At 41.2% G+C, this 12,507-nt stretch carries 11 protein-coding genes, 2 tRNA genes and 1 pseudogene; 4 read left to right on the top strand and 10 right to left on the bottom strand.

What is annotated here, in order from left to right; genetic code table 11:
• Positions 1 to 74 precede the first annotated feature (74 nt).
• The 8 genes and pseudogenes from I6G42_RS05075 to I6G42_RS05040 all read right to left on the bottom strand — a co-directional run bounded on the left by I6G42_RS05075 (position 75) and on the right by I6G42_RS05040 (position 6,847).
• A pseudogene (locus I6G42_RS05075) lies at positions 75 to 865 on the bottom strand (DUF2785 domain-containing protein).
• A 121-nt stretch (positions 866 to 986) separates the two neighbouring features.
• Entirely contained in the window at positions 987 to 2,783 is a 1,797-nt protein-coding gene (gene pepF / locus I6G42_RS05070; RefSeq protein WP_038804959.1) for an oligoendopeptidase F, read from the bottom strand.
• A gap of 10 nt (positions 2,784 to 2,793) precedes the next feature.
• Complete coding sequence (locus tag I6G42_RS05065) at positions 2,794 to 3,537, bottom strand: 16S rRNA (uracil(1498)-N(3))-methyltransferase (RefSeq protein ID WP_038804957.1); 744 nt, start codon at positions 3,535 to 3,537, stop codon at positions 2,794 to 2,796.
• 1 nt (position 3,538) lies between these two features.
• On the bottom strand, positions 3,539 to 4,489 hold the full coding sequence (gene prmA, locus I6G42_RS05060; protein WP_009013695.1) for a 50S ribosomal protein L11 methyltransferase: 951 nt from the start codon (positions 4,487 to 4,489) through the stop codon (positions 3,539 to 3,541).
• Entirely contained in the window at positions 4,468 to 4,869 is a 402-nt protein-coding gene (locus tag I6G42_RS05055) for a hypothetical protein (RefSeq protein ID WP_038804956.1), read from the bottom strand. Before I6G42_RS05055 ends, prmA begins: the two co-directional genes overlap by 22 nt.
• Positions 4,866 to 5,294 carry an NUDIX hydrolase gene (locus tag I6G42_RS05050; RefSeq protein WP_038804954.1) on the bottom strand — a complete coding sequence of 143 codons (429 nt, stop codon included), beginning with the start codon at positions 5,292 to 5,294 and terminating at the stop codon, positions 4,866 to 4,868. The genes I6G42_RS05055 and I6G42_RS05050 overlap by 4 nt, the downstream gene beginning before the upstream one ends.
• 1 nt (position 5,295) lies before the next feature.
• Positions 5,296 to 6,357 (bottom strand): site-2 protease family protein, encoded by a 1,062-nt coding sequence (locus tag I6G42_RS05045; RefSeq protein ID WP_038804953.1) that lies wholly within the window; start codon positions 6,355 to 6,357, stop codon positions 5,296 to 5,298.
• A 19-nt stretch (positions 6,358 to 6,376) separates the two neighbouring features.
• Positions 6,377 to 6,847 carry a DUF3013 family protein gene (locus tag I6G42_RS05040; RefSeq protein ID WP_038804952.1) on the bottom strand — a complete coding sequence of 157 codons (471 nt, stop codon included), beginning with the start codon at positions 6,845 to 6,847 and terminating at the stop codon, positions 6,377 to 6,379.
• 115 nt (positions 6,848 to 6,962) lie between these two features.
• On the opposite strand from I6G42_RS05040, the gene I6G42_RS05035 reads away from it, so the two are divergent.
• The 4 genes from I6G42_RS05035 to I6G42_RS05020 all read left to right on the top strand — a co-directional run bounded on the left by I6G42_RS05035 (position 6,963) and on the right by I6G42_RS05020 (position 9,548).
• On the top strand, positions 6,963 to 8,234 hold the full coding sequence (locus tag I6G42_RS05035) for a replication-associated recombination protein A (protein ID WP_001113236.1): 1,272 nt from the start codon (positions 6,963 to 6,965) through the stop codon (positions 8,232 to 8,234).
• Between the two features lie 264 nt (positions 8,235 to 8,498).
• A tRNA-Lys gene (locus tag I6G42_RS05030) sits at positions 8,499 to 8,571 on the top strand.
• A 326-nt stretch (positions 8,572 to 8,897) separates the two neighbouring features.
• Positions 8,898 to 9,413 (top strand): DUF308 domain-containing protein, encoded by a 516-nt coding sequence (locus I6G42_RS05025; protein ID WP_000672739.1) that lies wholly within the window; start codon positions 8,898 to 8,900, stop codon positions 9,411 to 9,413.
• A gap of 62 nt (positions 9,414 to 9,475) precedes the next feature.
• A tRNA-Lys gene (locus I6G42_RS05020) sits at positions 9,476 to 9,548 on the top strand.
• A gap of 140 nt (positions 9,549 to 9,688) precedes the next feature.
• On the opposite strand, the gene I6G42_RS05015 is transcribed toward I6G42_RS05020, so the two are convergent.
• Together I6G42_RS05015 and I6G42_RS05010 are read right to left on the bottom strand one after the other, a co-directional pair.
• Positions 9,689 to 10,777, bottom strand: a complete 1,089-nt coding sequence (locus tag I6G42_RS05015) for an AI-2E family transporter (RefSeq protein WP_004193676.1) — start codon at positions 10,775 to 10,777, stop codon at positions 9,689 to 9,691.
• A 9-nt stretch (positions 10,778 to 10,786) separates the two neighbouring features.
• A complete protein-coding gene (locus tag I6G42_RS05010; protein WP_038804951.1) occupies positions 10,787 to 12,076 on the bottom strand; it encodes a membrane protein in 1,290 nt (429 codons plus the stop codon).
• Between the last annotated feature and the right edge of the window lie 431 nt (positions 12,077 to 12,507).

Here is a 12,507-nt window from a genome sequence, read left to right as displayed (position 1 = left end):
ATCAGAAGAAGGAAAGGGTTTCAAGAAAATTGACTGGAAAGTTCATTGAAAATCATGAAACGACTCGCTTATCCTTAGTACTGAAAGAATTGAATGGCTTCTTTCAAGGCATCTTGTAAACTGTTTTTCTGGTCAAGTTGGATATAGACTTCCAACAGACATGATCTGAAGTTGGAAAATTTATAAAAATCTTCCCTCTCTTCTATTGGAAAGTCAACAGTTTTTATCCAAGAAGCTACTTGTTCCTGCTCTAATTTTCCTTGCAAAATGGGTTCATAAAGTACTCTCGCTAAGCGCCAATCCTCATCATTTGTAAAACGAATCTCAACACGTTTAAAGATTTTCCCAATGATTTCAAATGCTTCGGCTATATTTGACTTTGGAAAGCTAGGATGACATATAACTTCCGTCAAGAGATCACCCCATGCGCAAATGCGTGGATCCAACCAAACTGAGGAGAGTAGCCCGTCGTCTCTTTTTCCTTTGTAAGATAGTACAAGCCTTGATTTAGCATGGTAGCCCTGATAGGAGAAGGCAACTGCTGGTAATAAAGTGATTCCTTAGCACCATCGCAGGACAGTAGATTGGCATAAATAAGTGCCTTAAAAGAACGTTTAAGAGCTGAAACTCCTCTACTATCAATCTCTTTGTATAGACCTTCATCAGAGGAGACCTCTTCTGAGATAAACTGAAACTGCTCAAGGGAAAACAACTCTTCTTGAATACCTCTAGCTAAACTCGTAAAAACAAGTTCGTCTCGAATTTCTGGAGAGGGATCTCCTAAATGCTCAAGTAACCACTGAATTTCTTCTCGGCTATAGCTTGGTTTTTCTTCTATCACTTTTCTTTGTAATACTTGATACATCCCTAGTACCTCTGCATTTCTAGTAGCTTATCAAAAAATCATCCGTAGATGACTTTACATTCTTTAAACTCCGAATTCAGCACATACTCTATAGTAGGTTCAATTCTGACATCCTATTCCTTTACTCCCCCAACTCAGCGCTATAAGCAATAATCTGGTCAACTGTATCAGACAGGAATTGGATGGTATCACGGAGTGGTTTGTCTGTTGAGATATCCGCTCCAATAATCATGGCTGACTCAAGTGGAGTTTTACTACCACCTGACTTGAGGAGCTCGAGCCAATCTCTAGCTCCAGTTTCTGAATGTTTCAGATGAAGGTAACCCGCAGTCGAGATAACTAGTCCCGCTGAGTAGGTATAACTATACAAGCCCATGTAGTAGTGGGCCTGGCGCATCCAAGTGAGTGCCGCATCGTCATCAATTTCAATAGCATCTCCCCAGAAGTCTGTCAAGACTTCCTTCATTATGCTGTTGAGTTTGCTTGCTCCAAAGGTTTCTCCCTCTTCAATCAATGTATAAACCTTGCGCTGGAAGGCTGCTTCCAAGAGGTGGGTGATGAAATTATGGAAGTAGGTATCTGTCAAGCGGTGGGCAAGGGCAAAGCGTTTTTGACGTGGGTCGTCAGATTGGTGTTCCAAGTAATCACTAAGAAGCAATTCATTGAAGGTTGATGGCGCTTCGACGTAGTAGGTCGACATGTGGGCATTGAAGTAACTTTGGTGATTATCTGAAAAGATAAATTGACCAGAATGCCCGATTTCATGAATCAAGGTATAGACATCGCTCAAACGACCAGTCCAGCTCATGAGGACATAAGGGTGCACGCGATATGGATCCGTAGCATAACCACCAGAATCCTTACCACTGTTAGCAGCGAAGTCTACCCAGCGCTCTTCTTGATAGCGAGCAATTTCTTGAGTATATTCTTGACCCAGTGGTTCTACCGACTTCATGACTAGATCATAGGCATCGTCAATGGTCACTTCAGGATTTAGGGCGCTGTCCAAGTCCAATTTCCAGTCTGCAAAAGTCATCTTTTCAAGACCATTAACCTTGGCAACATGCTTGAGGTATCTCTGAGCAACTGGCGCAAAATCCTTCATGATAAGGTCAATCTGACGGTCAAACATGGCACGGTCCACTTCTTGCTCAGCTAGAAGATAGTCGAATACTGAGTCATAACCTTTCATATCTGCCAGTAGTTTTTCAGACTTGACCTGAGCTAAATAGGCTGCCGCGGCAGTATTTTGGTGCTTACGGAGTCCCTCTGAGAAAGAACGGAAAGATTTCTCACGAACCTCAGCGTCCTCGTGGTTTTGGTAGAAATTTTCATAGGTCACAAAGCTATTTTTGTAGGTCTTGCCATGGGCTTCAAAGTCAGCCATTTCAAAGTCCCCAGCTCGCATCTTAGTATAAATGTCCTGTGGACTGTAGAAAACTTCACCCAGATTAGTCAAAGCCTTCTCCACATCAGCCCCTAGGTAGTGGGCTTTTTTGATTTTGGCCTGACGAATGGCTGCTGTCAAATGTGGCAAGTCACCCAAACGATTCAAAACTTCTTCATCTGCCGCCACCAAAGCGTCGTCAAAGAAGGTCAAGGCTACACTAGCATCTGTCTCAAATTCCATACCAGCTTGTGCAATATTGGCAAATTCTTCATTGCCATAGTCTGTAGTCTGCGGCATAAATGCATAATTGCCAATATGGCTCATCTGAATGTAGATTTGCTCCAATTCCGCAAAGGCCTTCTCAAAATCTTCAAAAGTATGAAGATTGCCCTTGTAGTCACGGCTAAATTGATTGATGTCTTCGCGCGTTTTCTCGATTGCACGCAAGAAATCCTCACGGTCTTGGTATAGGGCTGTTAAGTCCCAAAGTTCCTTTTCTGGAAATTCTGAACGGTGTTTTTGTTCCATTTTCTTCCTCTTATTTCTCTAATTCTAATAAAACACTAAGGGCTGATAAGGCGTAAAGTGGTGCTGTTTCTGCTCGCAAAATACGAGGACCTAGGCCTGCAAAGACGGCTCCTTTAGCTTCAAAAGACTCAACTTCTGCAGGTGAGAGCCCGCCTTCTGGTCCAAAGATAAAGAGCAATTTAGCTCCTTTTTCAAGACCAGAGACTGCTTGCAGAAGCGCAGCAGCTTCTCCTTCTTTTGCTGATTCTTCATAGGCCACTACGATAGAGTCAAACTGTTCTAGTTGGTCTAGAAAGTCAGCTTTTTTCTCAAAAAGCTTGATACTTGGAACAACATTACGCTTGCTTTGTTCTGCTGCTCCAAGGGCAATTTTTTCTAGTTTTTCAATCTTTTTACACAATTTCTTGCCATCCCACTTGGCAACTGACCAGTCGGCAGGGAAGGCCCAGATTTGACTAGCGCCTAGTTCCGTCACTTTTTGAGTGATAAACTCCAGCTTGTCTCCCTTGGGAAAGCCTGATGCGATGGTCACTTGGACTGGCAGTTCTACATTGTCGACTAATTCTTCAACCAACTCAAACTGACGATTTTCCACATCCAGCACGCGCGCCAAGCGCTTGATGCCATCATCAAAGACTAAGGTCACCTCATCCTCTTCTTTCAGCCGCATGACCTGAAACATATGCTTGATGGTTTCCTTGTCCTCGATAGTTACAGGAGAGATTGCACTGCCTTTGACAAAATACTGCTGCATGCTAGCCTCCAATCACACCAGAAATATCCTTGGTCTTCTTAAAGACACAGGCATTCCATTCCCCTTGAATCATGTGGGTTTCAAGGAAAAATCCAGCTGACTCAGCTGACTCGCGCACCATGTCCCACTTGTCCTTGATAATCCCACTCATGATCAGGTAGCCTTCGTTCTTGACCAAACGATAAGCATCATCTGTCAGATGAATGAGAATATCCGCCAAGATATTGGCCACAATGACATCTGCTTCAATCTCCACACCCTTGAGCAAATCTCCAGTAGCAACATGGATGTTTTCCATGCCAGGGTTGAGCTCGATATTTTCCTGAGCGACACGAACCGCCACATCATCCAGGTCATAGGCGAAGATTTCCTTGGCACCCAGAAGCGAGCTGGCAATAGAAAGAACACCTGAACCAGTTCCTACATCAAGCACCGTTTCGCCGCCACGAAGAACCTGCTCCAAGGCGAAAAGGCTCATCTTGGTCGTTGGATGCGTTCCAGTCCCAAAAGCCATGCCTGGATCCAGCTTGATAATCTTTTCTCCAGCAGCCGCCTCGTAGTCCGTCCAGGACGGCACAATGGTCAAGTCGTGAGTGATGCGAGCTGGCTCATAGTATTTCTTCCAGTTGTCTGCCCAGTCTTCCTCAGCCAAGGCAGTCGTGCCCATCTTGACCTCTCCTAGATCCATAAAATCAGTTAATTCTGCCAGGCGAGCCTGCAAATCTGCCTCAACCACTGCTACATCAACCGTATCAGGATAGTAGGCGGTCACTACGATTTCTTCATGTTGCTCGACCTCTGGGAAAATCTCACCAAAACGGTCGACATTCCCCACATAGTCCATGCTGTCTTCAATCGCAACACCTTGCGCCCCCAGCTCAATCAAGAGATTGGAGACCAGCTCCTCTCCCTCACGCTTCACTGTAACTTTTAACTCTTGCCATGTTTCCATTTTGAATCTTCCTTATTTTTCTTGAATTCCTCAATCACATCTGTGTAGTGTTCTTTCATTGCGCTATGAATCTGCTGTTTAAAAATACCAAACGTAAGATAATAAACAAATAGAACAATTCCTTCAAACAGTATCAGAAACAAAAAATATTCTGAAAATGAAAGTGTTTGATTATTCTCACCTTGTAAAGACAGAACATACAGCAGCCCCCAGATAACAGCCATAGAAATCCCAGCTACTTTCGTACCACCTTCTCTCTGCTTCTTTAACTTTAAATATTCCATATAGATGAATGTAGCTTCTTCTCTAGAATATTGTCCAGTTTTTAGTTTGCGTTTAACTTCCTTATTTAACGTCGTTGTTGCAATTGCAAAAATCATTTTACTTCCTCCATATAATCCCTCACTCTATCCTGCAACTGGGGTACAACCTTATCTGAGCCAAGAAATTCCTCAATGCTCATCAACTTGTAGCCCTGCCCTTCGTTACCAAAGACGATACTGTCAAACTGTTCCTGAGCCAACTTCCCAACTAGAAAGACGGATTCCTTCCCCTCAAAAAGCATACTTGGATACACCTTACTCCAAAGCAGGCAATCTTCAGTCAGATGAATTCCCAGTTCTTCATAAACTTCACGCGCCGCGCACTCAAAAGGACTTTCATCGCCTTCTCGCCCGCCACCTGGCAATTCCCATGTATTAGGGTATGGAATGTTTTCCTTATCATCACGCAAGATAGTTAAAATCCTATCCTCACAAAACAGGGCAATTTTGCAACCTGTAAAATCAGAAATTTCTATTTCCATATCAGACTCCTTCGGATAATTCTTTCTCCAACTCTGCTAACCAGTTTTCATAATAACGTTTCTCATCCCGCACCAAACGGCTAGTCACCATGTTTTTTCTAGCAATTTTTATAGCCTTGTCAGTCTGATCCCTATCTTTCTTTACCAGAAATTGATACCATGCTTGCATTATCTGCGTATCTGCCATTTTTAGAGATAAGAAGGACTTGACTCCTCGATTGCTTGCATATTCCTCTGCTTTCTCATGATCCCTTTCAAGCAAGGCAATTTGAAGAAGGTATAATTGGGAAAGAGTTTGAGACATCGGATTGTCTGTTTTATCTAATAAAAACTGAAAGTGTTTCTTGGCAGTCTCTATCTGACCATCGAATATGAAAACTAGTCCCTGGAAAATCTGAATGCTTTCTGCAAAACTCCCTCTCACATCCTCAGCAATAGGCATGATAAAGTCTTTCAAATCATATTCTTGAGGAGCTAGCAAGGTCTGAGCAGAATGCCTCAACACCGAGTAGGCGTATTTCGTATTTCCAGGATGTTGTAGCAATTCCCAGATTTTCGCTCCATCGGTAATCCCAACTGGCTTAGCATTGATGAGAAGAAAAGATAGATTTAGACAAATCCAAGTAGCTGCAAAATACCAGTTAGCTGTCAAAATTCCATACAATAGCGCCAATAAAATCAAGCCAAGATGAACCATCAAGCCTCCTGAAAGCATCAGGATGATTCTTTGATCGCTTTCATCTTCTTTTAATCCAATATACTGAGCGCCAACATTTTTCAGAACAGCTGTTCGACTAAGATGAAACTTGCCTGACTTTTTGGTCAAAAGAAAATTTCCTAATCCAAAAGCCACCAGGCGATAGCCTGTCAGGTAACCGCAAAATGCATGACCTAGCTCATGAAGGATAAATATCAGATAAATGCTGAGAAAAGTAAATAGATAGCCTGGAACAAAGACTAACGAGAAACCTAGCTCTTTAAAGGCAATCGTCCCAAAAACAAATCCCAGCATCAAAAAAACAAAGGACATACCAGAAATAAAAGACAAGCCTATTTTCTTCATATACTTTCTCCCCTAGTCTCTAATATCTCGGATAAGGATAAAATTCTCCTTCTTCCAAGCCGACTTTTCCTTCTTCAAAGACTTCTTGGTTCCATTCCATGACAAATTCTTCTGCTTCTGGGTCTTCCAAAAAGTCCATGAGGGCATCCAGCCCAACCTCGGCAGTATCTTTCAGGAAAAGGGCAAAATAAGCTAAAAACTCGCGAGAAAATCCTTTTTTAGGCAGATAAGGAATGACAGCCAAATAATCTTCTGCATTAACTGTTGACTTAGCAGGATTGTAAAAAAGCACTGCTTCTTCAAAGAGAATATCATCCGAAGAAACCTCTCCGTCTTCATCCACCATCTCCACACCTGTAGCGTTTTGCGCTTCCAAGAGAAAACTCACTTCAACCGCGTGGTTGCGCTTGTCCCAGCTAATCTCATAGTCAAAAGGAAAGTTCTTGTCCAATTCTTCCTCTAAAACATCTAAAAATCCGTATGTTGCCATTTTGTCCTCTTTCTATGCGACTCTTTAATCGCCCCGATTGCTCGGAAATATGCTAAAATAGATACTACCATCTTACCACATATACATCAGAAAATCCATGTTAGAAAGGACTGCTATGCCAGACAATCTCGCGCTTCGCATGCGCCCTAAAACTATCGACCAAGTCATCGGTCAAAAGCATCTGGTAGGACCTGGAAAAATTATCCGTCGTATGGTGGAAGCCAATCGTCTGTCTTCCATGATTCTCTACGGACCTCCAGGAATCGGCAAAACCAGTATCGCCTCTGCCATCGCTGGAACAACCAAGTATGCCTTTCGGACCTTCAATGCCACTGTTGATAGTAAAAAACGGCTCCAAGAGATTGCTGAAGAAGCTAAATTCTCAGGTGGCCTTGTACTGCTACTAGACGAGATTCATCGTCTTGACAAAACCAAGCAAGACTTTCTCCTTCCTCTCTTGGAAAGTGGACTTGTCATCATGATTGGGGCTACGACTGAAAATCCCTTCTTTTCTGTCACTCCTGCCATCCGTAGCCGTGTTCAGATTTTTGAGTTGGAACCTCTGTCCAATCAAGATGTCAAAGAAGCGATTCAGATAGCTCTAAGTAACCCTGAGCGTGGTTTTGATTTTCCAGTAGAGCTAGATGAGGAGGCGCTGGATTTCATCGCAACCTCTACAAACGGAGATCTTCGCTCTGCCTTCAACTCACTTGACTTGGCTGTTCTCTCTACCCCTGAAAATGATAAGGGCATCCGCCATATCACTCTTGATATCATGGAGAACAGTCTGCAAAGGAGCTATATAACTATGGACAAGGATGGGGATGGCCACTATGATGTCCTCTCAGCCCTGCAAAAGTCCATCCGCGGCTCGGATGTGGATGCCAGTCTTCATTACGCAGCCCGCTTGATTGAAGCTGGGGATCTGCCTAGTCTCGCTCGTCGTTTGACTGTGATTGCCTATGAGGATATTGGTTTGGCCAATCCTGAAGCCCAGATTCATACCGTAACTGCTCTAGATGCTGCACAAAGAATTGGTTTCCCAGAAGCTCGCATTCTCATTGCCAATATCGTGATTGATTTGGCCCTTTCTCCAAAATCCAACTCAGCCTATGTGGCTATGGACAAGGCTCTTGCTGACCTCAAAACATCAGGGCATTTGCCCATTCCACGACATCTGCGTGATGGACATTATAGTGGTAGCAAGGAATTGGGCAACGCTCAAAACTATCTCTATCCACACAACTATCCTGGACACTGGGTCAAACAAGACTACTTGCCAGAAAAGATTCGCAATCATAGCTACTTTTCACCAGAGGAAACTGGCAAGTACGAACGGGCCTTAGCCCAACGTAAGGAAACCATTGATAAATTAAGAAACTTGTGAAATCCTTTTCAAAAAAAATAAATTTTCCTCTTGAATTTTTTAAAAAAAGTGGTATCATATAAACATAGAAACGCTGTGGTGTACGACTTCACACTTAAGTGTTGACCGACTATTTTTTGTATTATTAGGGAAACAAAAGTCTTCTAACAGCATGTAAGCCGTCTCACACGGAAACAGCTTCAGTTAGAGCGAGTTGCCCACCTGCTTAATTGCGCGGGTTCAATACAAACCGTGAAGATTCGGCACCAATACAGCTTTTTCTTTGCCTCCTTAGCTCAGCTGGCAGAGCAGCGGACTCTTAATCCGTGGGTCACAGGTTCGATCCCTGTAGGGGGCACTAAATACAACAGGAAAAAGCCTTAATTTCAAGGCTTTTTTGCTTGTCTATAACTGATTTGCTCCATCATTTGCCCCACTTTTAAATCTATCTTTTCTTTTTGAATCAAATTACATCTTAACAAATAGTGTAAAGCCAGTTACTTTTGCTTTGATGCCATACAATATTTTCATGTAGAGAAGACAAATTTTATCTTCTCTTTTTATTTTCAAAATGATAAAAACTGAAACTTCCAAATTTTCCATTTTGTTTATTGACATTTCCTCTAAAAAGGTGTATAATATTTTTATTATCAAACTATACTATACTATATAGGGGGTATTGAAATGAAATTTTCTAATCGTTTACTGCTATTCCTTGCAGGAGTTGTTTTTGTCCTTTTAGGACTTTTCCTATTTACAAACCCAGTAGCTAATCTTGTTGCTTACAGCTGGTGGATTGCATTTGGTTTACTGGTTTCTTCTATAGCAGCTATTTTAGGCTATTTCTCTGTACCAAAAGAGCTTCGCTCACCAGCTCATCTTTTCCAAGGGATTGTTAATCTTCTCTTAGCTCTTTACCTCGTTGCCTATGGCTTTGTGACGCTGCCAGTTGTCATTCCAACTATTTTAGGAATTTGGTTAATTGTAGAAGCCATTATAGCTTTCTTTAAAGGCAATCGTCTGGGATTGATTTTCCCTATTATTGGCAACCATATCATGTGGATAGCGTTGCTTGCATTTTTACTAGGTCTAGTGATTTTGTTCAATCCAGTAGCTACAAGTGTCTTTGTCGTTTATGTCGTTGCCTTTGCATTTTTAATTGTTGGTTTCACCTATATCCTTGATGCCTTTCGTAAATAATCTAGCTGCCATTTTGGGCATATTAAAATAGCTGGGAAGTTACATTCTCAGCTTTTTCTGTTGCCTCCTTAGCTCAGTTGGTAGAGCAGTAGACTCTTAAGCTATGGGGCGCAGGTTCGAGCCCTGCAGGGGGCACATCTAAATCAACAGAAATAAGCCTTGAAACCAAGGCTTTTTTTAACGTCTAATAGCTTTTTGTAGAAAAGTATTTAAAAATAAAAGAGAAGAGAATCTCTCACTCTCTTCTCAGTATATCTTATTAAATTTAGTTTTTCTTAATCTACCTGATTTTCCTTTGCAACGACAAATTCTTTAACCAGTCGATAGATAACAGCAAATACGGGGGTAAAGAATATCATTCCAAGTAGTCCGAAAAGATTCCCTCCAATACTAGCAGCCGCAAGCGTGAAAATAGCTGGCAAACCAATAGACTGACCTACAACTCTAGGATAAATAAGGTTTCCTTCAATCAGCTGTATAACTTGATATAGAAGAAGAGAAAGTAAGGCTTGAGTAGGACTCACTGTGAAGATAAAAATCGCTCCCACAACACAAGCAATCATAGGCCCTACATAAGGAATGAACGATAGCACTCCTGCAAAGATACCTGTCATTACTCCATAGGGTATCCCAAACACGCTGTAACCAACCGCTATCATAACTCCTATGATAACTGCTTCAATCAGCTGACTCATCAAAAATTGGTCATAAGTCTCTAGTGCTACTTGTCCAATGTAAGTCAACTTTATCACCACCTTCTCTGGAAGAAAAACTTTTAGAAGTCGACTCGTCATCGCTGCCAAATGTTCCTTACTGGATAAAAATAAAAAGGTGAAGACTATAATCAAAAAGGCATTCATCAAACTTGAAAAAATATTGCCGATATTACTAGTCAGACCTGATAAAAAACCTATCAAAGCTTGGCTAATAGAACTAGATTGTCCCTGTATGCCTGATACGATAGTTGACAACATGTCTTTGGTTACAAATTCCGAGCTGCCTAGCAATTTCCCAAGTTGAGTAAGGACTGTTGAAAGGACTGTTCCCAGCTGACTAATAGTCTGGGCTAGGGTTGGCAGCACCAAAACCAAAAGAGCAATCACGATTAAGATAAGAGCTAGGAAAACAAGTACCATGGCAATCGGACGACGCAACTCTGCCTTTACCTTCAATTTAACTAAGTACTGTTCAATTTTTTTCATAGGAACATTAAGCACAAAAGCAATAACAGCACCATAAATCAAGGTTGATATTACATCAAAGAGAGAGATTGCTCCTGATATAAAGCTCGATGCATTCAGAATTACAAGAGCAACCAGCCCTATAAAAAGTATTAACGGGGTGTATTTTTTTACTAAGTTCATAAATTCTCCTTAATAAACATGTTTAGATACGACTATACTATTTGGTTTTTCAAACTCTCGATTAAGGTAGGCTTGGTAAGTTCCTGGAGCGATAAATCCTTTGGGTGAGAGGATATCGGTGCCAGCCTGACCGACTATGGTATCAGCCAAGAGCACACAGTTTGTAGATAAGACAAAGTAGGATTTAAACTTAGATTTGATAAATTTATAAAGTTCCCCATCTGTCTCATGTCTGATTTTATAAGCGTAGGTGTAGTCTTCCTTACCATCACCTGTCATGATTTTATCTGCACTTGGCTCCCATGGAATCGTCAGTTGTTTCAATTCAGCCAACTTTTTCTGAACTGCTTTTTCCATTTCAGGCGTCAAATCTATCCCATAACCAAAAAGCGTTTTTTGACTCTCACGTTTACATAGGTCAATGTACTTGTCACGATCACAGAAATATAAGACACCATCTCCTACCATGCCAAATAAGGTCTCAGAAGACGGATCATAGTTGCCATAAGAAATAACACGGCCTTGATAGCAGATATCCACATGACCAATAGCTGAAAACAGGGAGGTCTCAGCTGTATGAACAAAAATTTCTAGCTCTGCTGTCTTACCAGACTTCACTATTCCAAGATGGATATCTTCTTCCTCATCAGCATTTTCCAGCATAAATTTGTTAATTTTTGCTAAAGTTCTTGCAGGGATGAGAGCGGCTAGGACAATAGGTAAGCTAATTCTAATGCGACGTTTGAGATGGTTTTTCCCAATTTCCCCTTCAAATAAGAAACCGTCACGGATATTGGACAGACCATAAAGGAAAAAATAAGCCCCTAAAACAAAGAGTTGAAAGACAGAATTTCCCGTAGAGGACAAAAGACTAGCTCCACCAAGAAAAACTAGTAGAATACCATCTAGTAAGAGACGAAAACGAGGTCGAATATTATTTTTACGGTAGAGAACATAGGTGACAAGATTAATCGTGGCCCCAAAAATCTGATAAACTCCAATCACAAGAGCCAGAACATAAATCGGTATATCAGTCGCAAGATTAGAACCTAGCAAATATCCCAGCACTAACAATTTAACCAGTGCAACTCCCAAGGTATCCGTTGACTGGCTTTTTTTGAAAACTCTTAATAGCAAATCTACGACCGTTGCTATCCAAGCTAAAAACAGAACCAGGCGAATAACTGTTACTGGCAACCAAGTCCCCGTGACCATCAAGATGAGACCTAGCAGAACAAACAAGAACCCCTGAGCAAGTAATTTCTTACCTGTCAGACCTAAAGATAGAATTTTCGCCATATAAAAACCTTTCAACAATAAAAATTAAACACTCCGATTAAACTGACTAGTAAATAGCCAACACTACAAACAGCCTGTGCCAGCAACATATGGTGACTAGAAATGACTGTAGTAATGTCACCATCTTGTCTTATGCACTTCTAAAATTTGTTTTATTGATTCGAAAACAAAGCTAATAAAAATTAACTAAACTTGAGAGATAAGTACAATTGAGACGAAAAAATGTATAACCAATTCAACTTGTTAAGGTAAGAAAGCATTATTTCCAATCTATTAATTATTCATCTATTACCTATTATGACACAATATTCCCTATAGTTCAACTTTTTACTTGTTTTTATATTACACGGACTAAAAAGTTTTCAACAGTTGATTGCATGTGTTTTAATAAGTTTTAACCTTTCTTGGTTAGATAAAAAAAGAACCATACA

The sequence above is a fragment of the Streptococcus oralis genome, from assembly GCF_016028255.1.
Classification (GTDB): Bacteria; Bacillota; Bacilli; order Lactobacillales; family Streptococcaceae; genus Streptococcus; species Streptococcus oralis_AC.
The sequence above is the reverse complement of the archived record's forward strand: the minus strand, read 5'-3'. Positions and strand labels throughout refer to the sequence as shown.